Here is a 26,586-nt window from a genome sequence, read left to right on the forward strand (position 1 = left end):
TTTCAAATTTGAAATAATTGACAATCTTCAAATTTACCAAAAACCTAGACTACGTAATAGATTACGGAAAAATACGTAGCAATCAGAATTCATATCTACTTAAAAAAATAAATTTGTTACGTATTTTTATAAGTATAAATACTTATATTTGCGTAGTAATACTTAATTAAAGAAATCATGATTAGAGTAATAGTAGTTGGAAACGGCATGGTTGGTTATAAATTTTGCGAAAAATTCATTGCAAAATCAGGACAGGAAAAGTATCAAATCACAGTATTTGGAGAAGAACCAAGGCGCGCTTACGATCGCGTTCATTTAAGCGAATACTTTGGAGGAAAAACAGCTGACGATTTATCATTATCAACAACCGAATGGTACGCAGAAAACAATATTATTCTGAATACATCGGAACTAATTACAGATATTAATCGTGATCAAAAAACAATACATACGCATTTAGAGAAAACCCATACGTACGACTACTTAGTTTTAGCTACAGGCTCTTCTGCTTTTGTACCTCCAATTGACGGAGTTGAAAAAGAAGGTGTTTTTGTATACAGAACTATCGAAGATCTTGACGCGATTATGGCTTACGCCAAAAAAATAAAAATAAAAGGTGCAACCGAAGCTGCAGTTTTAGGTGGAGGATTATTAGGATTAGAAGCTGCAAAAGCCGTTCGAGATTTAGGATTGAATCCGCATGTGGTGGAATTTGCGCCACGTTTAATGCCGAGACAATTGGATCAAGGAGCGAGTGATATGCTACAAGCTAAAATTGAAGAATTAAACATCGGAATTCATCTTAACAAAGCTACGCAATATATTGACGGTAAAGAAAGTATAACGGGAATGATGTTTGCAAACGACGAATTGTTAAAAGTAGACATGTTGGTTATATCTGCCGGAATTAAACCTCGCGATGAACTGGCTCGAGTTTCAGGACTTGAGGTTGGTTTGAGAGGTGGAATCGTGGTAAACAATCAAATGCAGACATCAGATCCTTCTATTTTTGCTATTGGCGAAGTAGCACTTTATAATCAAAACATTTACGGATTGGTTGCTCCAGGTTACGAAATGGCCGATGTTGCGGCCGAGCAAATCTTAAATGGTGATAAAACCATGAGAGAAACCATCGATATGTCGACACAATTGAAATTAATTGGCGTTGAAGTGGCGAGTTTTGGCGATCCTTTTATCGAAAATGAAAATGTAACGGCCATTATTTATGAAAATAAATTAAGCGGAATTTATAAAAGAATCAACGTAACCAAAGATTCTAAAACGCTTTTGGGCGGAATTTTAGTCGGCGATTCCAGCGATTACAATTCGCTTTTCCAGATTTACAGCAACGCGATGACATTACCTAAAAATCCGGAAGATTTGATTTTAGGTTCTCGCGACGGTTCTGAAGGTTCATCTTTAGGAAGCGTTATGGATTTACCAGACACAGCCGTAATTTGTTCTTGCGAAAATGTAACTAAAGGTGCGATCTGCTGTAAAATTTTAGACGAAAGTTGTTCTTCTTTATCAGATGTCGTTAAAGCAACCAAAGCAACTTCAGGCTGTGGAGGATGTAAACCAATGGTTTCAGATTTGGTAAAAGCGACTCAAAAATCTCTAGGAAAAGAAGTAAAAGAAGTGATCTGCGAGCATTTCAATTACAACCGTCAGGAGTTATTCGATTTGGTAAAAATCAATAAATACGAGAATTTCTACGATGTTCTGGATCATCACGGAAAAGGTGACGGTTGCGAAATCTGCAAACCTGTTGTAGCTTCAATTTTCTCTAGTATTTACAACGATACTGCCAACAAACACGTAACCACACAAGATACAAACGACAGATTTTTAGCAAACATTCAACGAAACGGAACGTATTCTGTAGTTCCAAGAGTTGCCGGAGGCGAAATTACTGCCGAAAAATTAATCGTAATTGGTGAAGTAGCCAAACAATTCGATTTATACACTAAAATCACAGGAGCACAGAGAGTTGATTTATTCGGAGCACATTTAAGTGATTTGCCGAAAATCTGGAAAATCTTAATAGATAATGGTTTTGAAAGCGGTCACGCTTACGGAAAATCGCTTCGTGCAGTAAAAAGCTGTGTTGGAAATGCTTGGTGCCGTTACGGAATGGACGACAGCGCCGGATTTGCCATCGAATTGGAAAATAGATATAAAGGAATCCGTTCTCCACATAAATTAAAAGGAGGAGTTTCAGCATGCATTCGCGAATGCGCAGAAGCCCGCGGAAAAGATTTCGGATTAATTGCCGTTGAAGGCGGATGGAATTTATACATCGCAGGGAATGGTGGAGCGAATCCAAAACACGCGGTTTTATTGGCTGAAAAAATTGATAAAGAAACCGTAATAAAATACATGGACAGATTTTTAATGTATTATATCCGTACCGCTGGCCCGCTAATCCGAACTTCAACCTGGTTAGAAAAATTAGACGGGGGCTTAGAATATTTAAAAGAAGTAATCATCGAAGACAGCCTAGGAATCTGCGAAACGCTTGAAGCCGAAATGCAGACTTTAGTAAACACTTTCGAATGCGAATGGAAACAAGTGCTGGAAAAACCAAGATTATTGAAACGTTTCAATCACTTTATAAACTCAGACGAAAAAGACGATAATGCCGTTTTTGTTCCCCTAAGAGATCAAAAAATGCCAAAAGCTTGGTCATAAACTTAAAACATAAATTTTTAAACACATAGAGACATAGATTTTAAAAACTTAATAAAGGCGTTTCACTTGAATAAACACACATAGCTATGTGTTAGAAACTAGTTTCTTTTAATTTTCTATTTCTCAAACAAAAAATAAAAAAATCTATGTTTCTATGTGTTTAAAAAAAATAAGCTCCAAAAAAAAGAAAAAAAAATCATTAAACGTTTGCTGTCCTTCTTACCCTCTTTTTTACTGCGCCATCATAACTCTCATGATTGTAAAAAGAGGGCTAAGAAACAGGAAATCAAAACACAATCAAAATGGAAGAAATCTTAAATCAATACGAAACGGTTCATGCGAGCGATGCTACAATTTGGTTCAAAGCAGGTAAAGTTGAAGATTTCCCGACCAACCGAGGCGGATGCATCAAATACAAAAACAAACAAATTGCCATTTTCAATTTCACACGCAGAAATGAATGGTACGCTTGCCAAAACGCCTGTCCGCATAAAATGGAAATGGTGTTATCAAGAGGAATGACAGGATCTGCCGACGATATTCCGAAAATCGCCTGCCCAATGCATAAAAAGACTTTTTCGTTAGTTGATGGTTCTAACTTAAACGGCGAAGAATATAGCATCGCAACTTACCCAATTAAGATTGTAGAAAACGAAGTTTTTGTTGGATTTGTAGACTGATTTAATCTCAATCTTGTCATTTCGACGAAGGAGAAATCTTCGCAAGTAGCTCAGTTCCAATAAGCCAATCTTTGTCGAGCTTCTCGCGAAGATTTCTCCTTCGTCGAAATGACAAAACTATCGTAATTACTATGTGAATTAATGCAAGTGAAACGCCTTTAACCACAAACAAATCTATGTTTCTATGTGTTAAAAAAAACTATCCGCAAAAAACTTAATTCCGTATCTTTGAAATTCTATTATCAAACCAAAAAATGACTACACCTTTTCAAAAAGCAAGCGAATGGATTGATGCCGAAAACGCACAAGACCCAAACATCGAAACCGACCAAAACAAAGAATATCCAAAAGAATTATTGTATTCCAACAGGATGTACGAAAGACTGATGCAGTTTGAACCCAATGCATCCGAAGAAATCCAAATCGCATCAAAAGCACAACACATCTGTCGATGGAAAGTCGCTCGCGAATCGTACCCAATGGATCGTGTTGGTTATTTGAAATGGAGAGAAGAATTGAAAAAATTCCACGCAAAAACTACTGCCGAAATACTAGAAAAAGCAGGTTACGACCAGACTTTTATCGATCGCGTTTCATTTTTAATAGAGAAAAAATTACTTAAAAAAGATCACGAAACACAATTATTAGAAGATGTAATTTGTCTTGTTTTCCTTGAATATTATTTAGAACCTTTCGTACACAAACACGACGAAGAAAAACTAAAAAACATCATCAAAAAAACCTGGGATAAAATGTCGGACAAAGGACATCAGGAAGCCTTAAAAATCAACTATACTGAAGAAAATCTGAATCTTATAAAAGCTTCTTTAGGACTATAATTTATATGAAGAAAAGCAATCAGGAAGAAGACAAAATCACGTTCAAAAATTTACGCCGTCTGTATTTTTTTGCGCTTCTTACTATTGCCTTAACCATAATTGTGAGTCAGATTTTAGTGCAATACAATCTGAATCAGCAGTTAAGCGATTCTAAAATCATTAATTTTTCGGGAAAACAACGAATGCTGAGCCAGAAAATCGTCAAAGAAGTTCTGATTCTGCATTATGTTTCTGATACCGCTTCTACCAAACAAATTTCGCATTTAAATGAAGTTTTAGCACTTTGGAAGAAAAACCAAAACGCACTCGAAAACGGTAGTGACAGCTTAGCTTTTCCAAAAGAAAAATCAGAAACACTTTCTAAATTATATCTCGAAATCAATCCGATTTTCAACAAAATTGCACAAACAACCGATTCCTTTTTACTGAATTTAAAACAGAAAAAAACAACTGCCGAAAACCAAAAATTCGTAAACATTATTTTAGAAAACGAAGGCATTTTCCTTTCTAAAATGAATCAAATCGTAACACAATACGATCTCGAAGCGCACGAAAAAGTAACCGAACAACGCCGAATAGAATACTGGATTTTCGGTTTCACACTTTTAATTCTGGTTTTAGAATTCTTCTTCATTTTCAAACCTACAAATAAAAAAATCGAACGATTAATTACAAGACTTTTATCTTCCGAAAAGAAAGCTCTAAAGCTCGCATACGACACTGAAATTCTCAGTGAAATCAAAGAAAATTCGGTTAAAGAGTTAAAATCGCTCAATTACGCAATGGAAAATACTTTACTCTATTGCCGAATTGCGCCCGACGGTTCGATCATTCACATCGGAGAAAAATTTGCCAAACTACTTAATTACACCAAGTTTTCATCCAACAAAAAATTCTCCGAAGTTTTAACCGTCGACGAAAAAGAACAAACCAATTTCGACCGACTAATTTTCGAAAAACAACGAAGTGGCTGGCAAGGTGAAATCAGTATTTTAAACAAAGAAAACGAAACCATTTGGCTTGATTTATCAATGGTTCCGGTCATGATCAAAAAAGACGAATTAGAACTTTTAATCGTCTGTTTTAACATCACCGAACGCAAAAAAGCACAACGCGAAGTCGAACGTTTAAACCTCGAAAACACAACAGAAAAAATCAATCAGCAAAAGATTATTTCGAGCAAAATTGTAGAAAATCAGGAAAACGAACAAAACCGAATCGCCAAAGAAATTCACGACGGAATCGGGCAAATGCTTACGGGTTTAAAATTCAGTTTAGAAAGCATCAATCTCGATGACAGAGAAAAATCAGAACAAAAAATTGAGTATTTAAAGAAACTTTCGCTAGACATTATAAAAGGTGTCCGCACCGCAACTTTCAACCTAATGCCACCGGAATTAAGCGATCACGGAATCGTTTCTTCATTGGCAAAACTCACACAAGAACTCTCAAAACTAACCGGAAAAGAAATCCTTTTCTACAACAAAACCGATTTCGACCGACGTCTGGATTCCTTAATCGAGATCAACATTTATCGCCTTACGCAAGAAGCCATCAACAACGCCATAAAATACGCCGAATCGTCGCATATAATCGTCCAGCTTTCCCACAGTGAAACACTTTTAAGCATCATCATCGACGACAACGGAAAAGGTTTCGACATCAATTCCGTCGACAAAAAACGCAACAGCGAATCCGGAATGGGACTTTTATTCATGAAAGAAAGAATTCAATACATCAATGGACGCGTTTTCATCAACTCCATTCCCGGCGAAGGAACGAGAATTACGTTCAACATCCCGATTCTTAAATGAGAAAATTAGTCAATTAGATAATTTGATAATTACTTAAAGTAGCGTAAAAAATTATCAAATTGACACATTCCCTAATTTTCTAATTGCCACATTAACTAATTATCTAATTAATCAGGGCGAGCCAGTATTAGAAAAAGTGGGCAATTTAACTTTGTCTATATACGCCCACTTTCCCTAATACTGTCGGGCTATCCGCTCCGCCACGGCGGATTGCTCCTATCCCTCTCGCGGGCAATCGGTTTCAAAAGATCTTTAAATTTATTACAAGATATTTTCAGCATTTTTTGTCATCCTGATTTCTATGATAAAACCAAATCTTTTTGATAAGAGGTTTGATTTTTTATTACCGCAAAAACTCGATGAATTATTTTGTTTCTCACAGCGTTTAAAACACTCATTTTGTTTTTTCCTTCATCAACTTTTCGGATGTAATATTTTCTTAAGTCATTATCAAGTCTAATTGCACTCATTGCGGCCATGTGTAAAACAGTCTTTAGGTTTTTATCAGCAAGCATTGATACTCCGGGCCTTTTTTTTAATGATGTTCCAGATTGAAAATCAAAAGGCACAACTCCGCTGTAGCATGCCATTTTTCTTGGATCAGTTATAACTGTAAAACCTTCTGTTTTAGATAATAATGTCCAAGATAAAACTTGACCCACTCCAGGAACAGATTTTATCAATTTCTGCTGGTGGTTTAGATTTTCATTCTTTAGGATTATAGCTTCAATATCATTTTCAATAATCATAATTTGTGCCTCAATACTTTTAATAAGTTTGATGTTTAAGTTTTTTAACTCTTTATCCAGCCCAATACCTTTCATTAATTTGTAGTCATGCTGCTGAACCATAAGCTGTTTTTTGATTTTTATTCTTAAAGCTCTTTCTGTCAATAGTATTTTTATTTTTTTTATAGAAGAGGAGCTCGGCTTCCATTCTCTGTTCTCCTGATAATTTTTCTCAATGAAACTGCAGATACGCAGTGCATCGATTTTATCATTTTTCCCTCTGACAAGACCAATGCTTTTTTTGATATGCAGAGCTGATATAACATAAACCTTAAAGTTAAATTTTTCCAATGCTTCAAAGATATTCCAGTTGTATCTGCCTGTATTTTCCATTGCCAGAATTACATTTTCTTTAGCATATCTTTTAAAAAAACGAGTAATGTCATTAATTTCATTTTCAATAGTAAAATAATTAATAGCCTCTTCTTTTACGCAGATATCTAAAGTCTTTTTGCTGATATCAATTCCGATAATAATGTTTTTCATAACTTTGTTTTTACGATTCAACAAATGATTTGAGAAATTCATCATAAGCTCAACTCCTTAATAACGGGTCTCAAGCCCAAATTTCTATCTGAGTCTTTGATGAAAGGGAAGCTAAAGTCTTAATCAGGATATGAGTCTCAAGCTCAGAGGAACGAATAGTTTACTTTTGCTTCCTTTCTCAATCATAAATCTACTTAAATTTCAAAAAACAAATCTAAAGGAGGAACGAAGGATCACACTAGAAACTCCACAATCTAAATCGCCAATCTTTGTCAAATCCCGTGTGTGATTCTTCGTTCCTCAGAATGACAAACTTTACGCTGGATAAACGTTCCGCATAGAAACTTCGATAAAGTTAACCGCAATCTTGTCATCCTGAGGAACGAAGGATCACACGAGAAACTCCGCAATCTAAATCGCCAATCTTTGTCGAATCCCTAGTGTGATCTCTCCTTCGTCGAGAGATGACAAATTTTACGCTTAAAAACTTTGTCAAAGTTTACCATCCAAGACTTTGGAATTTGGAATTTACAACATTAGAATTTTTAATGTTGGAATTTAAAATCTAAAAAATTACGTATATTAGCGTCTTCGTTATAGATGAATATACGTAAAAATCGAGAATCTAAATTAAGTAAATTATGAGTAATATCATTCGTGTAGTATTAGCAGATGACCATGTTTTTGTTCGAGACGGAATCAAATCTTTACTGGAAAACGAAGCAAACATTGAGGTTGTAGGCGAAGCAATCGATGGTGCCGACGCACTTGATGTTGTTGCTGAAACCAAACCCAATTTACTTATAGCCGATATTCGTATGCCAAACTTAACCGGTATCGAACTAGTAGAAAAACTTAGAAGCGAAAGCAATGATATAAAAATCATTATGCTTTCCATGCACGAATCAGAAGAATATGTATTGAAATCTATAAAAGCCGGCGCCGACGGATATTTACTAAAAGGATCTTCTAAAGAAGAATTCTTAAAAGCACTTCATACCGTTTCTGCTGGCGGAAAATACTTCAGTGGAGATATTTCTTCCATCTTAATTGGTCAATTAACAAATCCGTCTAATTCATTAGAACCGAAGCAAAACTTAAGCGACGAAATGATGATTACCAAAAGAGAAAAAGAAATCTTAACGTTGTTATTATCTGGAAAAGGCAACAAAGAAATCGCCGAAGCGCTTGACATCAGCAAACGAACTGCCGAAGTTCACCGTTTCAACCTAATGAAAAAGCTGAAAGTAAAAAACCTAATGGAGCTTTCAAACAAAGCAACTGAATACTCTTTAATTTAAAAAAATACGTATAAATACGTAATTATTTTTCGAAAACTGCGTTTTAGCATCTTTTAACTAAGTTATAGTACTTAATTTTGATAAAAAATATAAGTACTATGAAAACGACAAACTCATTATCGCAATCACACAAAATTTTATTTTTGAACACATTGGCTTTTACAGTGTGTTTTGCCTGCTGGACCTTAAACGGGGTTCTGGTAACCTTTTTAGTTGATAACGGAATTTTCCATTGGAGCGTTGTTCAGGTTGGATGGCTTTTAGGGATTCCTATTTTAACAGGTTCCATTATGCGTCTTCCCATTGGAATCCTTACAGATAAATTTGGTGGAAAATATGTTTTTTCCCTTTTACTATTGTTAAGTTCAATTCCACTCTTCCTCCTTCCCTACGCCGACAGTTTTTTCATGTTTGCCTTACTAAGTTTCTTCTTCGGAATGGTTGGAACCAGTTTTGCAGTCGGAATTGGTTATACTTCAATCTGGTATCCAAAAGAATGGCAAGGACGCGCTTTAGGTATTTTCGGAATGGGAAATGCCGGTGCCGCAATTACCACTTTTTTAGCACCTTCATTATTAAATCATTTCTCAGCAAATGACCCTCAAAATGGATGGAAAATACTTCCTATAATTTATGCTGTTTCTTTGGTTGTAATTGGCATTGCCTTTTTAATTTTCACTCAAAATAAAAAACCAGAAAGCAGTACCAAAACGGTTTCACAAATGCTTGTTCCCTTAAAATCTCAAAGAGTTTGGCGTTTTGGAGCTTATTATTTCTTAGTATTTGGTTGTTTTGTGGCGTATTCACAATGGCTTTTACCAAACTTCATGAATGTGTATCAAACCAGTTTAGTAATGGGCGGTTTGTTTGCCACTATGTTTAGTTTGCCATCAGGAGTTATTCGTGCATTTGGCGGTTATTTATCAGATAAATTCGGAGCACGAAAAGTAATGTACTGGGTTTTGGGTTCATCAGTAATTTTAAGCGCATTATTATCAATTCCTAAAATGGAAATTACGACTTCTGGTCCTGGAATATTAGCCGCTAAAAAAGGCGTTGTAAACCAAATCAGCGATAAAACCGTAAAAGTTGGAGATAAAGAATATCCCATTGCGCAAAAAACAGCAAATACATCTGAAAATACTATTTTTCCAACCACTTCAAGCTGGCAGGATGTAGTCGTATCACACAATCAAAGTGTTGCGAAAAAAGAGCTTATCGCCAAAGGTGTAACGGTTATTAAATTTGATGCTAATATGTGGGTTTTTCTTGTTTTAGTAATCCTGATCGGAATTTCTTGGGGAATTGGTAAAGCGGCGGTTTACAAACATATTCCAGAATACTTCCCAAGTGAAGTTGGGGTTGTAGGCGGAATGGTTGGAATGATAGGCGGATTAGGCGGTTTCTTCGGACCTATAATTTTCGGGTATCTTTTAACTGCAACCGGAATCTGGTCAAGTTCATGGATTTTTATTTTACTGTTCTCAACTGGCTGTTTGGTTTGGATGCATTATACCATTACCAAAAAGGTTAAAGAGAAAAAAGTAGCATTAGAAAAACCAGCTAAAGAACAACAACTTACTCCCGTAATGAATTAAGAAAACAAAAAAATATCCAACAACACTAGCAAAGGCTTATTTTTCTTATAAATTTACGCCCGAAGAAAAAATTACCAAACCCATGAAACAAATCAAAACCATAATCCTATTGCTTCTAGGATCTACTGCCTTACTTCAGGCACAGGAACTAGACGTAAATTTACAAATAAGGCCACGCTTTGAATATCGCAACGGCTACAAAACCCTTCTTGCGGAAGGACAAAAAGGAACTTCACAAATTTCGCAGCGTTCTCGTCTTGGCATTAATTTCAAGCAAGATGATTTAATCGTAAAATTGACTTTCCAAAACACGAGAACATGGGGTGATGTACCTCCTGCAACAGTTGCTGATAAAAATGGTGTGGCTGTTTTCGAGGCTTGGGCACAATATAATTTTACTCAAAAATGGAGTGCCAGAATGGGCCGCCAAGTTCTTTCTTATGATAATCAGCGTATTCTTGGCGAAATGGATTGGGCGCAACAAGGTCAAAGCCATGATGCGTTAACCGTCACTTATCAAACTGAAAAACAAAAATTAGATTTTGGTGGTGCCTATAATTCTACTGCCGAAAACACTTTTCAGACACCTTATACTGTTTCAAATTATAAAGCCATGCAATATGCCTGGTATCATAATCAATTCAGTGATGCTCTTTGTTTAAGCTTTCTTGCCTTAAATACAGGTTACGAATATGCCAACGCCGATGCAAAATTATTAGTTGATTATAAGCAAACTTTTGGCTCTTATTTAACTTTCAAAAACAGTAAAATAGACAGTAACTTATGGTTCTACGGACAAACTGGAAAAAGCACTGATCTCGAAGTAAGTGCTTGGAATGCTGCCGCAAACTTTAATTACAACGTAACCGACGCTTTTAAGGCTGGTTTAGGATATGAGTTTTTATCAGGAAAAGCGACAAATGACGGAAGCACTGTAATCAAATCATTCAATCCAATTTTTGGAACCAATCACGGTTTTAACGGTTTTATGGATTATTTTTATGTTGGAAATCACTTGAATAGCGTAGGTCTACAAGATGCTTTTATCAAACTAAACTACAATGTAAACAAATGGCAGTTTGGTTTAAGTCCGCATGTATTTTTGGCTGCTGCAGATGTCGTTACACCATTAAATGAAAAAATGGACTCTTATTTAGGAACTGAGATTGATGCTTCTTTTGGCTACAATTTCAAAAAAGACATTACAGTTACAGGAGGTTATTCTCAAATGTTTGGTTCTAAAACCATGGAATTTATCAAAAATGGAGACGCCAATCATACCAACAATTGGGCTTGGCTTATGGTTTCTGTCAATCCAAGAATTTTTAGCTGGAAAAAATAGTTTTTCTTTAAAATTGACTTATATATTTTACCCTTTTCTTATTTCTGGAAAAGGGTATTTTTTTTGTCTTCAAGAAAAGCTATTATATCATTTAATTATTTATATTTGAATCAATTATGAACCCCCAATTCTATCCTAATGAAACCATTTCTAAAATTATCTCTGATGACTTTTATTGTCACGCAGACAGGTATCGCTCAAAAGTACAATGATGCCTTAATTTCTAAAAACTCAGAAATAAACTTTGCAAAAACGCAAAAAAGAGGAATCAAGAAAAACAACATTGTTTATTATGTTGAAAATGATTTACAAACCATTTCGGCCTACAAAAGAAGCAAATTGAAATGGCAGACTAATGTAATTTCTGTTTGCGGAAAACCCAAAAAAGGAGAACCTGAAATTAGATATGTAGGTTATAATTCAGACAAACTGCTTATCGTAATCGGAAAACATAATTTTGCTGAAATTGATGTAAACAGTGGTGAAACTAAGTTTGTTGGTTAAGATTGAAAAAATGAAGAAATTTATATAGAATACCCTTTTTCTAAATAGAGAAAGGGTGTTTTTTTTGCTCTCAATATCATTTTTATCTTGTTAATTTGGATATATTTGATGAACAAAAATCCCTGAACAAAATACAAAACCATAAGCATGAATAAGCAAATTTTACTTTTTTTTACAGTTTTTATCTTCTCAAAATGCTTTTCGCAAAAATTAGAATCAAATAGAGAAAAAATTGAAAGCGCAAAAACTGAATTAAAAGAGGCAAATAAAATTTTTAGTGCTTGTATTGTAAATTCTGATTTAAAAATATGTGTAGACGAATTAGTAAAAAATGCTACAAATGAATATAGAAAATATAGCATTGGCGGAATGCTTTATGAAATCGATACAGACAAATCTTTTAAACTTCACGAAGAAGCCTATTTAGCCAATGACAATGATATAAATTTTGTTTTAGAATATGCAATTGAACTTCACAGAAAAGAAAAATATGCCGAAGCTTCAAAACTTTATGAAAAATATTCTGAAAATTCTCCAAAAGACATCAAAGCATATGCGTGGTTAAGTGATTGCTACATCAATACCGGAGAAATAGAGAAATCAATTCTAAATTGGAAAAAAACAAACCATTCCGAAAACCATATAGCAATTGACAATGCAATGTTCATTATTTATGGAAAAACTACACAAATTAAAACCCGAAGTGATTTAAGATTTGAAATTGAAAAAGGGGAAACTTCAAATTTTTATCCTTTAATATTCTTAGATAAAAACTGGGAATCAGATTGGTGGAATACGCATACCCAAGAATATTTCTTAAATGAAGATCTAAAATTAGCGCAAACAAAATTGGGAGAAGCAAATCCAGATTTTAAAACTATAAAAGCGTATTTAAAGATAAAAGAGCTTGAAAGATTAGGACAATCAGAAGAAATTAAAAAGGTTCTGGTTGACAATAAAATTATTTTAAACAATAATCCAATACCGGCTTTTGGTGAGTTCTCATCTGATTTATTGCGTATTACGTTTATTAATCAATTTTTAAATGAAAATGATTTTTACAAGAACCGAGGAAATGAGCTATTAGAACTTGCTAAAAAAACAAAAGATAAAGAGCTGCTAAACATTTATGCTTTTCTGCAAGCGTCAGTTAACGGAACTGTAAATCCTGAAATTGACAAATTAGGATGGAAAGAATTTAAAGATGAGCGATTTGCAAGAAGCTATTTTTCTGCTAAAGCAAATGATTTAAGATATGATGATATTGAATTAAATGAAGCCTTAAAGGATTTCCCAAACTCATCCTATTTATTTTGGCTGAAAGCAAAATGCGCAAAAATGGAAAACAAACCTGTAAGACAAGATTTGATAGAACTGATAAAAAGAGAATTCAAAACGTTTGGAACAGATCAAAACAAATATAGCTATAGACTTAAATCTTATATGGGCACTTTAGAGGTTGAAAAAGTATAAATAACTATCAAAATTCGACGTAAAATTTTAATCCAATGAAACTCATAGTCTGGAATTGCAACATGGCATTCAGAAAAAAAGCAGAATACATTCTCGCTTACAATCCTGATATTGCCGTTATTTCTGAGTGCGAAAACCCTGAAAAATTAAAATTTCCAGATAATATAAAACAGCCGACAGACATTCTTTGGTACGGAACCAATCCGCATAAAGGAATTGGCGTTTTCTCTTATAGTGATTATCGATTTCAGCTTTTGGATTGCCATAATCCTGCTTTTAAAAACATTCTACCCATTACTGTAACAAGCGGAAAAATTGATTTTACATTATTTGCTGTTTGGGCAAATAATCCATCGGATAAAGATGGCGCTTACGTTACCCAGGTTTGGAAAGCGATTCATTTTTATGAAAATTTGATCAAAGAAACCAAAACCATTTTAATTGGCGATTTCAACAGCAACACGATTTGGGACAAACCGCGTCGCGAAGGCAATCATACAACGGTTGTAAACAAATTGGCTGAGAAAAATATTTTCAGCACCTATCACAAATATTTCAATCAAATTCAAGGCAAAGAAGAGCATCCAACTTTATACCTTCACAAGAATGAAAACAAACCTTATCATATTGATTATTGCTTTACTTCAAATGATTTTATAGAAGTTTTAGAAAGCGTCGAAGTCGGCAATTATAAAGATTGGACTTCATACAGCGACCATAAACCTTTAATCATTAAATTCAATATATAAACTATGAATAATTGGACCAAACGTTGGGACAACCGCTACAGCACTGAAGAATTTGCATATGGCGAAGAACCCAATAATTACCTCAAAGAACAAATTGAAAAACTAAATCCCGGCACGATTCTTTTCCCTGCCGAAGGCGAAGGACGAAATGCCATTTTTGCAGCCAAACTAGGCTGGAATGTTTCTGCTTTTGATATTAGTGAAGAAGGAAGAAATAAGGCATTAAAACTTGCTGAAGCAAACAATGTTTCGATTGATTATCAAGTTGGCGAATTAGAAACTCTTGATTTTCAAGAAGGGCAATTTGAAGCACTTGCTTTGATTTATGCACATTTTCCGGCAGAAATCAAGTCTGAGATTCATAAACAGCTGAATGTGTTATTAAAAAAAGATGGCATTATTATTTTTGAAGCTTTCAGCAAAAAACATTTGGAATATGTAACCAAAAACGAAAAAGTGGGCGGACCAAAAGACATTGAATCTCTTTTTTCAATAGAAGAAATCAAAACCGATTTTCCTAACTATGAAATCTTTGAATTAGAAGAAAAAGAAATCGAACTGAGCGAAGGTTTATTTCATAATGGGACTGGTTCTGTAATTCGGTTTGTAGGGAGAAAACAATAAATTACACTTGTCGTGGAGACGCACTGCGGTGCGTCTCTACAAAAAATATCTTAAAAAAATATTCCCTTGGAAGATAATTCGTAAATTTGAAAAAATATTCAATGTCATGGATTTACAAACTAGAAAAATAGAATTTGTAAAAGAGTTTTTAAAAATTCAAAGCGAAGAACTGATTTCTCAGCTAGAAAATTTATTAAAAAGCAAAGATATTTCTGATGATAATGATTTTTTCAAACCAATGTCAATTGAAGAATTTAACAATAGAATAGACCAATCTGAAGATGATTTTAAAAATGGAAGATATAAAACGACTTCTCAGCTTTTAGAAAAATACAAATAATGAAATTAAAAATTGTCTGGTCGCAGTTTGCAGAAAATGAAATTGATAAAATCTACGACTATTATCTTCATAAAGCAGGAATTAGAGTCGCTAAAAAAATCATCCAGGAAATAATTTCTGAGCCAAATAAGCTCGTTTCCAATAATCTTTCTACCCAAATCGAAGAACTTTTACTTGACAGAGAAAACGAATATCATTATTTAGTTTGTAAAAATTACAAAATTATTTACAGCATAGATAAAGAAAATAAACAAAACCAAATCGCTGATGTTTTTGACACAAGACAAAATCCTGTAAAACTAAAGCGTACAAAATAAGCTTTATACAAGTAATACTACGTATTGCGTTTCAAAAATATTTATGCTCCATAATTTCAGATCTTAATGCTGAAACTTCCAAAATCCCAATTCTTTTCCCAACCGTTTGAATCAAAGCTTCCTTTTTAAGACTCGAGATAATACGAATCGCTTGCTCTTCAGTCGTTCCAGCAAAATCAGCGATTTCTTTTCTGGAAAGATCAATATCTATCAAACCATTGATTTGTCCAAATTTTCGATGAATATAAAGCAATAAATCAATCACGCGTTCACGAACATTCATGTGGGCGATTTTGCGAATATTGTTTTCGCTTTTATTTAATTCTTCTGCATAAAAAAGCATTAAAGCATAAGTAAACTCAGGAACTTCTTTTAAAATTTCAAGCATCGTTTCATTACTGAAATTACACAAAACAGTATCTTCAAGCGCATAAGCACCAATTAAGTATTTTTTACTTGTTCCAAATCCACGAAAGCCGATGATATCACCATTCGAAGTCAAACGAACTATTTGTTCACGACCATTAATTCCGGTTTTAACCGTTTTTGCTTTTCCTTTACAGATAAAATAAAGCCCCTGCAAAGACGCACCTTCCACAATAAACGGATCCGATTTTTTACAGATTACTTGCTGTTTCTTAGAAACATAGTCTGCCATCTGCTCCAAATGCAGGTGTTTCTTGATAAAACAATTTTCATTGGTACAAGAATAACAAAGGGTTTGTTCTTCTTTCATGAGTCCAAATTTTTATCACATTAAAAACTAATTTGTTGTTGCTCATTTTATTGCATCAAAAATAAAAAAATAAATTTAAAAATTACGTATTAATACGTAAAAATACTTATTTTTGTATACGTAATTCATTTACATCGAAAAATAGATTTCAGAATCAGCATCTAAAAAAGTACGCTAATGCAAAATACCAAAATCAAAACTACCTGTTCGTATTGCGGCGTTGGCTGTGGTATCATTGTAACTAACGATAGCAAAAACGGCGTAATGGTTGAAGGTGACAAAGATCATCCGGTAAACAAAGGAATGTTATGTTCCAAAGGAATGAATTTGCATTACGTAGCCAACGATACTTCTGACCGAATTTTATATCCTGAAATGCGAGGCAGTAAATCGTATCCATTAGAACGTGTGAGCTGGGAGACGGCTTTGGATCGCGCGGCCGCAGTTTTTTCTTCCATCATAAAAAAACACGGCCCAGACAGTGTTGGATTTTATATTTCGGGTCAATGTTTAACTGAGGAATATTATTTGGTAAACAAACTCGTAAAAGGATTTTTAAAAACCAATAATATCGACACCAATTCACGACTCTGCATGAGTTCTGCGGTTGTGGGTTATAAAAAGACTTTTGGTGAAGATTCTGTACCCATTGCTTATGATGATATTGAACTTGCGGATACATTTCTAATTACAGGCGCAAATCCGGCTTGGTGTCATCCTATTTTATTTCGAAGAATTGAAAAACACAAAGAGAAAAATCCGAAAATAAAAATCATCTGTATTGATCCAAGACGAACAGATACCGCCGCTTTCGCCGACTTGCATTTGCAGATTATTCCGGGTTCGGATATCATTTTGTACCATGCAATTGCTAGGCGTATTATCGAAAAAGGTTATGTAGATCATGATTTCGTTAAAAATCATGCAGAAAACTTCAAACAATATAAAGATATAATTTTAGGAACTTCGCTAGAAAAAGCTTCGAAGCTCTGCGGAATTTCTGTAAACGATATTAAACTTGCAGCTGACATTATCGGGAAAGCCAAAGGATTTATCTCGCTTTGGGCAATGGGATTGAACCAAAGTGCTGTTGGTGTTGATAAAAATACTGCTTTATTGAATTTATCTTTATTGACAGGTCAAGTTGGAAAACCAGGTTCTGGACCATTTTCATTAACCGGTCAGCCAAATGCAATGGGCGGACGCGAAGTTGGCGGCATGGCAACGCTTTTGGCAGCACATAAAGACATTGCCAATCCTGAACATCGCAAAGAAGTGGCCGACTTTTGGGGTGTTGACGAAATATCAGACAAACCGGGTTTAACAGCAACTGAAATGTTCGAAGCTTTAGAATCTGGAAAGATGAAAGCAGTTTGGATTATCTGTACGAATCCATTAGTAAGTTTACCAGATTCACGCAGAGCCGAAAAAGCACTTAAAAACGCCAAATTCGTAGTTGTTCAGGATATTTCACATAATGCTGATACAGCCAAATTTGCCGATTTGCTTTTACCTGCTGCAGGTTGGCTAGAAAAAGAAGGAACAATGACGAATTCTGAACGCAGAATTTCGTACTTGCCAAAAGGAATCAATGCGCCTGGAGAAGCGCTTCCAGATATTGAAATTTTAATTCGCTTTGCTAAAAAAATGAATTTCAATGGCTTCAATTTTAATAATGCCGAAGAAATTTATAAAGAACATTGCGCGCTTACCAAAAACACCAATATTGATATTTCATTCTTAAACTATAATCGTCTAAAAACGGAAGGCACTTTTCAATGGCCCGTTCCTGATTATAATCATCCGGGAACTCCGAGATTATTTACAGATAAAAAATTCTATACGCCTTCGCAAAAAGCCATTTTTAATCTGCCTGTTTCGATTGAAAATACTTCGGTACAACCAAACGCCGAATTTCCTTTTATTTTAACAACAGGAAGAATTCGCGATCAATGGCATACGATGACGAAAACGGGAAAAGTATCGCGATTACTGACACATATTCCGAGTCCGGTTCTGGAAATAAATCCAATTGATGCTTTTAAAAACGATATCAAAAATGGCGATATCGTAACTGTTTCAAGTAAAAATGGTGAAGTTCGGGTAAAAGCAAAAGTGACGGACGCAATCAAAGAAAAAGTCCTTTTCCTGCCAATGCACTGGGGAAAACAACTCGAAAATGACTTAAACCGAACGAATAATTTAACGAATACCGTTGTCGATCCCGTTTCAAAAGAACCTGATTTTAAATTCACCACGGTTTCGATTAAAAAATACGTAAAACCATTTCAGAAAATTGCGATTGTGGGTGCTGGTGCGGCTTCTTTTCGATTCATTCAAAATTATCGTGAATTCAACACAACCGATGAAATTATTGTTTTTTCGAATGAAGTAAATCCGTTTTACAATCGCGTTTTGCTTCCCGAATATATGACGGGAGAATTCACTTGGGAACAGCTTTTAAAAGTTAAAGACGGCGAAACTTTCAATAAGTTAAAAATAACCATGAAAGCTGGAGTTGCTATTGATAAGTTAGATTCGACAAATAAAACCATAAAAGACAGTTTAGGCGAAACACATACTTTCGATTCGTTGATTCTAGCAACCGGAAGCCGTCCTTTTGTTCCGGAAAATGCACAACTTCATCTTCCCGGCCGATTTACCGTTCGAAGAAAAGAAGATGCTGATCGTTTGAAAAAACACTTAGACAGCACGAATCTTCCACCAGAAGAACAGCATGTCGTAATTATTGGCGGCGGTTTATTAGGATTAGAATTGGCTGCAGCTTTAAAACATAAAAAAGTAAAAACCACGATAATTCAGCGTGCATCTCGTTTAATGGAACGTCAACTAGATCGTATTTCGAGTAAACTTTTGGCTGAAGAAGTACAGCTTCGTGATATTCAGATTTATTTTGATAACGAAGTCAGTACCGTTTTTGAAACTGATAATCCAAACGAAATTGAAATCGCCTTAAAAAGTGGTAAAATTTTGACGGCAAATGCCATTGTATATACGATTGGAACAATTCCGAATATCGAAATTGCCAGAGAAAGCGGTTTAATCTGCGGGCGTGGCGTAAAAGTCAATCAGTATTTACAAACTTCAAATCCTGATATTTTTGCCATTGGTGAAATAGCAGAATTCGAAAATAAATTATTCGGAATCACTTCTGCCGCCGAAGAACAGGCTGATATTTTAGCCAATTTCTTAGCTGGAGATATCAGCAGTTATTACAAAGGTTCAATTTTAATGAACATTCTAAAATTAGAAGATATCAACCTTTGCAGTATTGGAGATTTGACAATTCCGGAAAATGATGATTCGTACGAAGAAATTGTTTTCACCGATCTCAAAAAACGTTATTACAAAAAATGCATCGTAAAAGACGATCTTTTGGTTGGTGCCATTTTAATGGGCGATAAAAACGAGTTTGCCGAATTCAAAACCATGATTGAAAGCAAAATCGAATTATCAGACAAACGAAATACGCTTTTAAGAGGAAGTTCAAATGCAAAACCCGTTCTCGGAAAATTGGTCTGCTCGTGCAGTCAAGTCGGAGCTGGAAACATTGAAGAAACCATCAAAAGCGGTGTAAACGATTTCACTGAATTATGCAAAAACACAGGCGCAGGTTTAGGGTGCGGAAGCTGTAAAACGGAAGTAAAAGAGATATTAGCAAAGTGTAAATAAGCTCTGTTGATTTACTTTGAGCGTAAATTTTAACGCAAAGAGCGCAGAGGTTTTACGCAAAGTTTCGCAAAGTATATTTAAAGGAGACAAAGTTCGCAAAGCTTTGAGAATAGATTTTAGTCAAGCTTTGTGAACTTAAAAAAACAATTTAACGCACAGAATATAAACCTTAAAAAACTTTGCGAAAAAACTTTGCGCTCTTTGCCTTAAAATCAACACAATCCAACAACCTGAAACCTAAAACAAAGAAAACCTGAAACAAAAGAAACAAAATGGAGTTAACAAGATTAATAGTAAAAGGAGGCGTTATATCGCCGGGAGAACTTAGAGAAGTTGTAAATATCGCTTCGGAGGAAGGTTTAGACTCCATTTCATTTGGTTCAAGGCAGGATATTATTTTTCCGAAAGGGTTTAAATCTTTAGATAAAACCACTTTAGGTAAACATCATTTTGTTTATCCCGATCAAAAGAGCGGGAATAATATCGTTTCGTCTTATGTTTCTACGGATATTTTCAGAAATACCAATTGGTTGACTGGAAACCGTTTTCTCTATATTTTAGAAGAATTCAAAGAACAACCAAAGCTAAAAGTCAATATAACCGACCCAAAACAACAATTGGTTCCTTTGTTTACGGGACATTTAAATTTTATTGCTTCAGAACAAGAAGATTATTGGTATCTATATATTCGTCTTCCAAATTGGCAAAAAATGGAGATTTATCCCGTTTTGCTTTACACTTGGGATTTGGCTAAGATTTATTACGAAATAGAAAAAATCTCCGAAGAAGAATCAATTGATATCGAAATGCTTTTTACTTTGGTCAGCGAAGCTTTAGACACCAATAACCGAACAATAGACAAACCTCTTAATGTTCCTTTCTATCCATTTCCGTATTATGAAGGAATGAACAGAATGGGAATCGATCAATACTGGCTAGGTTTGTACTGGCGAAATAATCTTTACGATCTGGATTTTCTTAAAGAAATGTGCGATTTGTGTTTTGAATGCAAAATCGGAAAAATCTGTATCACGCCTTGGAAATCTTTCATTATCAAAGGAATTCCGAAAGACCGAAAATTGGAATGGGAAAAATTTCTTGGGAAAAGAGGAATCAACGTCCGTCATTCTTTATTAGAATTAAACTGGCATTTACCCGTTGCAATGGAATGGGCTTTGAACCTAAAAACTTTCCTAGTTCGAACATTAGATCAATTTGACATTAGTACCTACGGATTGAATTTTGGAATTTCAGAATACAATCGCGACGGACATTATTTTACATCGATTATCATCGAAAAAAATGAATTACCAAAGGATTTGGAATCCATCAAAATTCGAGATACTTATAATGTTTTATTCGCTAAAAATTTTGATCCCAATACACGCGAATACATTGTACATTCACAAGATATTGACAAACTCGAACTTCCGACAATTTTAATCGAATTAAGCCGAAAATATTTTGACGAACTCGGAAATACTACTGCAGAAACAGTCGAAAATCCTCAGAAAAAAGAAAAAATTCAGCAGGAGATTTATCAATGCCAGGAATGTTTGACGTTGTACAAATCAGAATACGGAGATGAAAGTCAGGGAATCCCAAAAGGCATTTTGTTTACTGATTTAGGAGATGATTACTGCTGTTCATTATGTGAAGCGCCAAAAAGCAATTTTAAAATTTTGGAAGCAATTGAAAACTAACACTTTCTATAAAAAGCTTAACATTTCTGTATTTAAAAATTGCGTATATTTAGCTTAACTAAGAATTTCTATTGAAGCTTGGCACTCCAAAAGCTTTTTCTACTCTTAGTTCTAATCTATTTTACTCAATAAAAAATACTGTTATGATAAAAAGAACAACCAAAACTCCTGCTGTGCAGCCCAGTGATATTCCAGCAGAAACAGCTGTAGAAAGCACGACAGAAGTAACGCCGGAAGCAAAAACAACGGTTAGAAGAACCACTAGAACAGCTACCAAAACACCAACTTCAAAAGCAACAACTGCAAAAGCGCCTGCTGCAACTGTTAAACCCGCTGCAAAAACGCCAGTGCGATCTGCATCTAAAGCAACTCCAAGAGCAACGGTCAAAAAAGAAGCTGTTACACCAGAAAAAAAAGAACCGATTGTTTCTGAAATTATAGAAATTCAAACGCAAGATAATCCTTCGCCTTTACAAAATGAACCGATCTTAGAAATTGACGGAACCATCCTTGAAATTGTAAAAGACAAAAAGAAAGATATCAAATCACAGCTGAAAGCAAAACTTAAAGCTAAAAAAGAAAAAGAGAAAAAAAGAGAAAAGGCTATAAAAGCCGTAATCAAAAAGCTTGAAAAAGCGAAGAAAGCAAAACTGAAAGCTGCTGAGAAGAAAAAAGCCAAAGCTAAAAAGGCAAAGGAAAAAGCGAAAGCTAAGAAAATTGCTGAGAAAAAAGCTAAAGCATTGAAAAAGGCTAAAGCTAAAAAGAAAAAATAATCTTGAAAAGGTTTGACTTTATGAGTTGAATCTTTTTTTGACTCTAGTTTGTCATTCTGAGGAACGAAGAATCACACTAGAAACTCCGTACAGCATGTCGCCAATCTTTGTGGATTCCCGCGTGTGATTCTTCGTTCCTCAGAATGACAAAACGATACGCAAACTTTGTCAAAGTTTTAAACTTTGACAAAGTTTCTCTCGAAACTATTACCCGCCAATCGCAATCATACTACGATTATCAAAATGAAGTGTCGGATCATCAATTTCTTCCACTGTCGCCATTCCTGCCCTAACTTTCTTTTTATTTTGAATCGATTCTGAAATGAGATTCGCAATGGATTCCCCATTTCTAAAGGCCGTCAGCAAATCAGTTTCAGAATTCGAGAAAAGGCAATTTTTTATTTTTCCGTCAGCCGTCAAGCGGATTCTGTTGCAACTATCACAAAACGGATTTGTGATGGAACTGATAATTCCGAAATCGCCTTGAAAACCGTTTATTTTATAATTTCTGGAAGTGAAGTTTTTCTCATCTTCCAATTTCTGAATTTCATCTGTAGCAAAAACAGTTTCTACTAAAGATAAAATCTCCTTTTGAGAAACCATTTTGCTTCTGTCCCACTCATTTCCTGCAAAAGGCATGAACTCAATAAAACGGACAGAAATGGGCAAAAACTGCGTCAGTTTTACAAAATCCACAATTTCGTTATCATTAAAACCTTTAATCAAAACCACATTCACTTTTACGTGAAATTCATTATTCAAAAGTAAATGCAAATTGTCCACTACTTTCTCAAACTGATTTCTAAGCGTGATAGAAGCAAATTTCGACGAAACTAAAGTATCTAAACTCAAATTAATCTTTTTGACTTTAAATTCCTTTAAAGTCTCCAAATGACGGTCGATTAAAATCCCGTTTGTGGTTAAGGAAAGTGAAATATCTAGAGTTGATAATTTAGAAACAATTTCAGGAAAATCTTTTCTCAGTAAAGGTTCACCGCCTGTTAACCTGATTTTGTCAACACCATTTTGCGCGAAAGTTTGAGCTATAGCAAAAATCTCTTCAGCCGTCATTAAACTGGCTTTTGGAGAAAGCGCGATTCCGTCAGCAGGCATGCAATACGTACAACGCAGATTGCATTTTTCCAGCAACGAAATGCGCAAATAATTATGTTTGCGCCCAAAACCGTCCGTCAAAATTGTATTAGAGGCTGTCATGGTTTTTTCCTTTTAAAATATGAAAGACGTGCATTACGTGTGGAAACACAGCGTCCATCGATTCTTTTACTCCGTTTGTTGAGCCTGGCAAAGCCAAAACTAAACTATTTCCTAAAGTTCCCGCAACGCTTCGCGAAAGCATTGCATATGGCATTCTTTGTTGTCCATAACTGCGAATTGCTTCTTCAATTCCCGGAATTCTGCTTTCTAAAATTGGTTCCAAAGCTTCTGGCGTTACATCTCTTGGAGACAAACCAGTTCCGCCCGTAAAGATTACCAATTGATGTTCTTTAGCGAAAGCTTTTGTTTTTTCCTGAATAATCTCCAGTTCATCTGGAATGATTTCGTAATGCGCTGTTTCAACTCCATACGACTCTAATTTTTCTACAATCGTTTTTCCAGAACGATCTTCTTTATCACCTGCAAAAATCGAATCTGAACAAACAAAAACCGCTGCTTTTATGGCAGTCGGGAATTTATTTTTGAAAGAAGATTTTCCGCCTTCTTTATTAATTAATTTTATTGTTGAAATTTCGATTTCTTTATCAATTGGTTTCAGCATATCGTACATTGTTAATGCCACGATTGATGCGCCGTGCATAGCCTCAACCTCAACTCCAGTTTTATAAACCGTTTTTACATTGAAAACAATATGAATTTCTAAACCTTCAATTTGATATTCAACTGAAGTAAATTCAATAGGAAGCGGGTGACAATCTGGAATCGATAAATGCGTGTTTTTTACTGCAAATAATCCAGCCGTTTTAGCCATTTCAAACACGTTTCCTTTTGGCACTAAATTGTTCACAATTGCATCAATTGTTTCTTGCTTGCTAACTTTTACAATTGCTGTTGCTGTTGCGACTCTTAAAGTACTTATTTTATGCGTAATATCTACCATTAACTATTTTGTTTCCAAGTGAATGTATCGTTCTCAAACATTTCTTTTCCAAAAATCGGAACATCAGTTTTAATCCAATTTACGATGGCTTCTGTCGCTTCATAAACTTGTTTGCGTCGTGTTGCCGAGACGAAAACAAATAAACATATTTCGCCTGCTTTTACAACGCCTAAACTGTGGTAAATATGCATGCAGGTTAAATCGAATTTAGCGAAAGCTTTTTCGCGAATCGCGTACAAAGCTTCGTTCGCCATATCTTTATAAGCTGAATAATCAATCGCTACGACGGTATTGTCATGAATAACATCGGCACGAACTTGTCCAAGAAAGATGTTATGTGCCCCGATGGTATGTTTGGACTGATGTTTGGCAATCGACTCAGCGATAAACTCAGGCGAAATTGGGCCTTCTACAAATACATTTTTACTCATTTTTTATGTTTTTTTTGCCACAGATTACACTGATTAAAAGGATTTTTTTTCTTTCGCCACGACTCGAGCGATAGCGAACAGGCGAAGCAATTACACGAATTTTCACAAATTAAAATCTATTACAAAGAAATTAACCGCAATATTGTCATTTCGACGAAGGAGAAATCTTCGCAAGTAACTCCGCACAGTAATTTGCCAATCTTTGTCGAGCTACTAACGAAGATTTCTCCTTCGTCGAAATGACAAACTAAACGAAAATCCTAAAATCTGTAACTATATTTTTATTTCTTCTTTCAATAATTGTTTCATTGCCAAAGCGCCTCCAGCAACACTTTTTATATTTTCAAATCGGTGTTTTTGAAGCAACTCAACTGCAATCTTACTTCTAATTCCCGATTGGCAAAAAATATAAATTGTTTGGTTTTTATCCAGTTTTTCAATTTCTTTTTCTAAGTTCATTAACGGAATCTGTATTTGATGTTGTAAACTTATTCTTGGTGATTCATCAAAATTTCTAACGTCCAAAAACAAAACTTCATCATTTTTTATTTCATCTAAAACAGATTCAAATCTCACTTCTTCAATCACACATTTATTATATTTTTCTTCGAATGCTTCTTTGTTTATAATTTGAAAATCGATTTTATCGAAATCATACTTTTGCTGTTCGTTAGTCAGCGTATTATAAACCAATATTTTTCCGCTTAAAACTTCTCCGATTCCGAGAATCATTTTCAAAACTTCATTGGCTTGAAACATTCCGATAATTCCAACCGAAACGCCAAGTACTCCCGCTTCTTCACAATTTAAAGCATTCGAGTTTTCATCTGGATATAAACATCTGTACGATGGTCCATTTTGATAATTGAAAACTGAAACTTGTCCCTGAAACCTGAAAATAGAACCGTAAACCATTGGTTTATTAGTTGCCAAACAAGCATCATTTATTAAATATTTAATTACAATATTATCTGTTGCATCAACGATAATATCATAGTTGTAAAATAACGAGAGGGCATTTTTTCCGGATAATTTTCCTGAAATTGCTTTTACTTTTACCAAAGGATTCAACTCTGAAATCATGGCTTTGGCTTCCTTCGCTTTTGATTTTCCGATTGCAGAAGTTTTATAAATTACCTGTCTCTGAAGATTCGAAATCTCAATAACATCGTGATCTACAATTCCGATTTCGCCAACTCCGGCCGAAGCAAGATAAGGTAAAATCGCAGCGCCCAAACCTCCTGCGCCAATTACTAAAACTTTTGCTTCTGCTAATTTCTGCTGGCCATTCTCTCCTATTTCTGGAAGGATTATTTGTCTGTTATATCGGTTATCTGCATTCATAATTTATCCTCCTGCAAATGGTGGCAATAAAGCTACGATATCACTTGTCTGTAAAATGTAATCTGCTGTTTTCGAAACTATTTTTTGATTGACTGCAACTCGGAAAGTCAGCGATTCCAATTCATATTTTTCGTCTAAATCCTGCAATAATTTTTGCAAAGACAATTCTTCAGAAAAAGATAATTTTTCGAATTCACATTTTGTCTTTTCGGCTACCGCACCAAAATATTTAACCTCAATCATT

At 34.8% G+C, this 26,586-nt stretch carries 23 protein-coding genes; 16 read left to right on the forward strand and 7 right to left on the reverse strand.

The annotated features are described in order from the left end of the window. Positions 1 to 177 precede the first annotated feature (177 nt). The 4 genes from nirB (at position 178) to HYN56_RS22615 (ending at position 6,024) form a co-directional block, all read left to right on the forward strand. Positions 178 to 2,691, forward strand: a complete 2,514-nt coding sequence (gene nirB / locus HYN56_RS22600) for a nitrite reductase large subunit NirB (protein ID WP_109194267.1) — start codon at positions 178 to 180, stop codon at positions 2,689 to 2,691. A 302-nt stretch (positions 2,692 to 2,993) separates the two neighbouring features. Continuing rightward, positions 2,994 to 3,371, forward strand: a complete 378-nt coding sequence (gene nirD, locus HYN56_RS22605; protein WP_109194268.1) for a nitrite reductase small subunit NirD — start codon at positions 2,994 to 2,996, stop codon at positions 3,369 to 3,371. Positions 3,372 to 3,625: 254 nt separating this feature from the next. Continuing rightward, positions 3,626 to 4,210, forward strand: a complete 585-nt coding sequence (locus HYN56_RS22610) for a DUF4202 domain-containing protein (protein WP_109194269.1) — start codon at positions 3,626 to 3,628, stop codon at positions 4,208 to 4,210. 5 nt (positions 4,211 to 4,215) lie between these two features. Further along, positions 4,216 to 6,024: a sensor histidine kinase gene (locus HYN56_RS22615; RefSeq protein WP_109194270.1), complete on the forward strand. Its 1,809-nt coding sequence runs from the start codon at positions 4,216 to 4,218 to the stop codon at positions 6,022 to 6,024. A gap of 299 nt (positions 6,025 to 6,323) precedes the next feature. Here the strand turns inward: HYN56_RS22615 and HYN56_RS22620 are convergent, their stop codons facing one another. Beyond that, positions 6,324 to 7,298 carry an IS110 family RNA-guided transposase gene (locus tag HYN56_RS22620; protein ID WP_240622557.1) on the reverse strand — a complete coding sequence of 325 codons (975 nt, stop codon included), beginning with the start codon at positions 7,296 to 7,298 and terminating at the stop codon, positions 6,324 to 6,326. Positions 7,299 to 7,939: 641 nt separating this feature from the next. Here HYN56_RS22620 and HYN56_RS22625 point away from each other — a divergent pair. The 9 genes from HYN56_RS22625 (at position 7,940) to HYN56_RS22665 (ending at position 15,546) form a co-directional block, all read left to right on the forward strand. Beyond that, positions 7,940 to 8,599, forward strand: a complete 660-nt coding sequence (locus HYN56_RS22625) for a response regulator transcription factor (RefSeq protein WP_109194271.1) — start codon at positions 7,940 to 7,942, stop codon at positions 8,597 to 8,599. Between the two features lie 98 nt (positions 8,600 to 8,697). Further along, a complete protein-coding gene (locus tag HYN56_RS22630; RefSeq protein ID WP_109194272.1) occupies positions 8,698 to 10,197 on the forward strand; it encodes an MFS transporter in 1,500 nt (499 codons plus the stop codon). A gap of 82 nt (positions 10,198 to 10,279) precedes the next feature. Further along, positions 10,280 to 11,539, forward strand: a complete 1,260-nt coding sequence (locus tag HYN56_RS22635; protein ID WP_109194273.1) for an alginate export family protein — start codon at positions 10,280 to 10,282, stop codon at positions 11,537 to 11,539. Between the two features lie 138 nt (positions 11,540 to 11,677). Then, entirely contained in the window at positions 11,678 to 12,043 is a 366-nt protein-coding gene (locus HYN56_RS22640) for a hypothetical protein (protein WP_109194274.1), read from the forward strand. A gap of 147 nt (positions 12,044 to 12,190) precedes the next feature. Continuing rightward, complete coding sequence (locus HYN56_RS22645) at positions 12,191 to 13,516, forward strand: tetratricopeptide repeat protein (protein ID WP_109194275.1); 1,326 nt, start codon at positions 12,191 to 12,193, stop codon at positions 13,514 to 13,516. Positions 13,517 to 13,551: 35 nt separating this feature from the next. After that, positions 13,552 to 14,265, forward strand: coding sequence for an endonuclease/exonuclease/phosphatase family protein (locus tag HYN56_RS22650; protein ID WP_109194276.1), 714 nt, complete (start codon positions 13,552 to 13,554; stop codon positions 14,263 to 14,265). 3 nt (positions 14,266 to 14,268) lie between these two features. Beyond that, positions 14,269 to 14,889, forward strand: a complete 621-nt coding sequence (locus tag HYN56_RS22655; protein WP_109194277.1) for a class I SAM-dependent methyltransferase — start codon at positions 14,269 to 14,271, stop codon at positions 14,887 to 14,889. Positions 14,890 to 14,995: 106 nt separating this feature from the next. Then, a complete protein-coding gene (locus tag HYN56_RS22660) occupies positions 14,996 to 15,229 on the forward strand; it encodes a hypothetical protein (RefSeq protein WP_109194278.1) in 234 nt (77 codons plus the stop codon). Next, positions 15,229 to 15,546: a type II toxin-antitoxin system RelE/ParE family toxin gene (locus HYN56_RS22665; protein ID WP_109194279.1), complete on the forward strand. Its 318-nt coding sequence runs from the start codon at positions 15,229 to 15,231 to the stop codon at positions 15,544 to 15,546. The genes HYN56_RS22660 and HYN56_RS22665 overlap by 1 nt, the downstream gene beginning before the upstream one ends. 31 nt (positions 15,547 to 15,577) lie before the next feature. On the opposite strand, the gene HYN56_RS22670 is transcribed toward HYN56_RS22665, so the two are convergent. Further along, positions 15,578 to 16,282 (reverse strand): Crp/Fnr family transcriptional regulator, encoded by a 705-nt coding sequence (locus HYN56_RS22670; protein ID WP_109194280.1) that lies wholly within the window; start codon positions 16,280 to 16,282, stop codon positions 15,578 to 15,580. A 177-nt stretch (positions 16,283 to 16,459) separates the two neighbouring features. On the opposite strand from HYN56_RS22670, the gene HYN56_RS22675 reads away from it, so the two are divergent. From HYN56_RS22675 to HYN56_RS25125, 3 genes are all read left to right on the forward strand, one after another. After that, positions 16,460 to 19,975, forward strand: coding sequence for a nitrate reductase (locus HYN56_RS22675; RefSeq protein ID WP_109194281.1), 3,516 nt, complete (start codon positions 16,460 to 16,462; stop codon positions 19,973 to 19,975). A gap of 272 nt (positions 19,976 to 20,247) precedes the next feature. After that, the gene (locus HYN56_RS22680) at positions 20,248 to 21,678 is read left to right on the forward strand and encodes a rubredoxin (protein WP_109194282.1); all 1,431 of its coding nucleotides are present in this window, start codon (positions 20,248 to 20,250) and stop codon (positions 21,676 to 21,678) included. A gap of 143 nt (positions 21,679 to 21,821) precedes the next feature. Continuing rightward, positions 21,822 to 22,451: a hypothetical protein gene (locus tag HYN56_RS25125; protein WP_109194283.1), complete on the forward strand. Its 630-nt coding sequence runs from the start codon at positions 21,822 to 21,824 to the stop codon at positions 22,449 to 22,451. A 207-nt stretch (positions 22,452 to 22,658) separates the two neighbouring features. Here HYN56_RS25125 and moaA read toward each other — a convergent pair whose 3' ends face one another. The 5 genes from moaA to HYN56_RS22710 all read right to left on the reverse strand — a co-directional run bounded on the left by moaA (position 22,659) and on the right by HYN56_RS22710 (position 26,585). After that, a complete protein-coding gene (gene moaA, locus HYN56_RS22690) occupies positions 22,659 to 23,666 on the reverse strand; it encodes a GTP 3',8-cyclase MoaA (RefSeq protein ID WP_109194284.1) in 1,008 nt (335 codons plus the stop codon). Further along, positions 23,653 to 24,567, reverse strand: coding sequence for a bifunctional molybdenum cofactor biosynthesis protein MoaC/MoaB (gene moaCB, locus HYN56_RS22695; RefSeq protein ID WP_109194285.1), 915 nt, complete (start codon positions 24,565 to 24,567; stop codon positions 23,653 to 23,655). Before moaCB ends, moaA begins: the two co-directional genes overlap by 14 nt. Further along, the gene (locus HYN56_RS22700) at positions 24,567 to 24,998 is read right to left on the reverse strand and encodes a molybdenum cofactor biosynthesis protein MoaE (protein WP_008468715.1); all 432 of its coding nucleotides are present in this window, start codon (positions 24,996 to 24,998) and stop codon (positions 24,567 to 24,569) included. Before HYN56_RS22700 ends, moaCB begins: the two co-directional genes overlap by 1 nt. A gap of 273 nt (positions 24,999 to 25,271) precedes the next feature. Then, positions 25,272 to 26,342: a HesA/MoeB/ThiF family protein gene (moeB, locus tag HYN56_RS22705; RefSeq protein WP_109194286.1), complete on the reverse strand. Its 1,071-nt coding sequence runs from the start codon at positions 26,340 to 26,342 to the stop codon at positions 25,272 to 25,274. Positions 26,343 to 26,345: 3 nt separating this feature from the next. Next, positions 26,346 to 26,585, reverse strand: a complete 240-nt coding sequence (locus HYN56_RS22710) for a MoaD/ThiS family protein (protein WP_109194287.1) — start codon at positions 26,583 to 26,585, stop codon at positions 26,346 to 26,348. Position 26,586: the final 1 nt, after the last annotated feature.

The organism is Flavobacterium crocinum (genome assembly GCF_003122385.1).
GTDB classification, from domain to species: Bacteria; Bacteroidota; Bacteroidia; order Flavobacteriales; family Flavobacteriaceae; genus Flavobacterium; species Flavobacterium crocinum.

Excerpts from the sequence above, each read along its gene's own strand:
- nirB (WP_109194267.1), top strand. The coding sequence starts at position 178 with ATGATTAGAGTAATAGTAGTTGGAAACGGCATGGTTGGTTATAAATTT.
- nirD (WP_109194268.1), top strand. The coding sequence starts at position 2,994 with ATGGAAGAAATCTTAAATCAATACGAAACGGTTCATGCGAGCGATGCT.
- HYN56_RS22610 (WP_109194269.1), top strand. The coding sequence starts at position 3,626 with ATGACTACACCTTTTCAAAAAGCAAGCGAATGGATTGATGCCGAAAAC.
- HYN56_RS22615 (WP_109194270.1), top strand. The coding sequence starts at position 4,216 with ATGAAGAAAAGCAATCAGGAAGAAGACAAAATCACGTTCAAAAATTTA.
- HYN56_RS22620 (WP_240622557.1), bottom strand. The coding sequence starts at position 7,298 with ATGAAAAACATTATTATCGGAATTGATATCAGCAAAAAGACTTTAGAT.
- HYN56_RS22625 (WP_109194271.1), top strand. The coding sequence starts at position 7,940 with ATGAGTAATATCATTCGTGTAGTATTAGCAGATGACCATGTTTTTGTT.
- HYN56_RS22630 (WP_109194272.1), top strand. The coding sequence starts at position 8,698 with ATGAAAACGACAAACTCATTATCGCAATCACACAAAATTTTATTTTTG.
- HYN56_RS22635 (WP_109194273.1), top strand. The coding sequence starts at position 10,280 with ATGAAACAAATCAAAACCATAATCCTATTGCTTCTAGGATCTACTGCC.
- HYN56_RS22640 (WP_109194274.1), top strand. The coding sequence starts at position 11,678 with ATGAAACCATTTCTAAAATTATCTCTGATGACTTTTATTGTCACGCAG.
- HYN56_RS22645 (WP_109194275.1), top strand. The coding sequence starts at position 12,191 with ATGAATAAGCAAATTTTACTTTTTTTTACAGTTTTTATCTTCTCAAAA.
- HYN56_RS22650 (WP_109194276.1), top strand. The coding sequence starts at position 13,552 with ATGAAACTCATAGTCTGGAATTGCAACATGGCATTCAGAAAAAAAGCA.
- HYN56_RS22655 (WP_109194277.1), top strand. The coding sequence starts at position 14,269 with ATGAATAATTGGACCAAACGTTGGGACAACCGCTACAGCACTGAAGAA.
- HYN56_RS22660 (WP_109194278.1), top strand. The coding sequence starts at position 14,996 with ATGGATTTACAAACTAGAAAAATAGAATTTGTAAAAGAGTTTTTAAAA.
- HYN56_RS22665 (WP_109194279.1), top strand. The coding sequence starts at position 15,229 with ATGAAATTAAAAATTGTCTGGTCGCAGTTTGCAGAAAATGAAATTGAT.
- HYN56_RS22670 (WP_109194280.1), bottom strand. The coding sequence starts at position 16,282 with ATGAAAGAAGAACAAACCCTTTGTTATTCTTGTACCAATGAAAATTGT.
- HYN56_RS22675 (WP_109194281.1), top strand. The coding sequence starts at position 16,460 with ATGCAAAATACCAAAATCAAAACTACCTGTTCGTATTGCGGCGTTGGC.
- HYN56_RS22680 (WP_109194282.1), top strand. The coding sequence starts at position 20,248 with ATGGAGTTAACAAGATTAATAGTAAAAGGAGGCGTTATATCGCCGGGA.
- HYN56_RS25125 (WP_109194283.1), top strand. The coding sequence starts at position 21,822 with ATGATAAAAAGAACAACCAAAACTCCTGCTGTGCAGCCCAGTGATATT.
- moaA (WP_109194284.1), bottom strand. The coding sequence starts at position 23,666 with ATGACAGCCTCTAATACAATTTTGACGGACGGTTTTGGGCGCAAACAT.
- moaCB (WP_109194285.1), bottom strand. The coding sequence starts at position 24,567 with ATGGTAGATATTACGCATAAAATAAGTACTTTAAGAGTCGCAACAGCA.
- HYN56_RS22700 (WP_008468715.1), bottom strand. The coding sequence starts at position 24,998 with ATGAGTAAAAATGTATTTGTAGAAGGCCCAATTTCGCCTGAGTTTATC.
- moeB (WP_109194286.1), bottom strand. The coding sequence starts at position 26,342 with ATGAATGCAGATAACCGATATAACAGACAAATAATCCTTCCAGAAATA.
- HYN56_RS22710 (WP_109194287.1), bottom strand. The coding sequence starts at position 26,585 with ATGATTGAGGTTAAATATTTTGGTGCGGTAGCCGAAAAGACAAAATGT.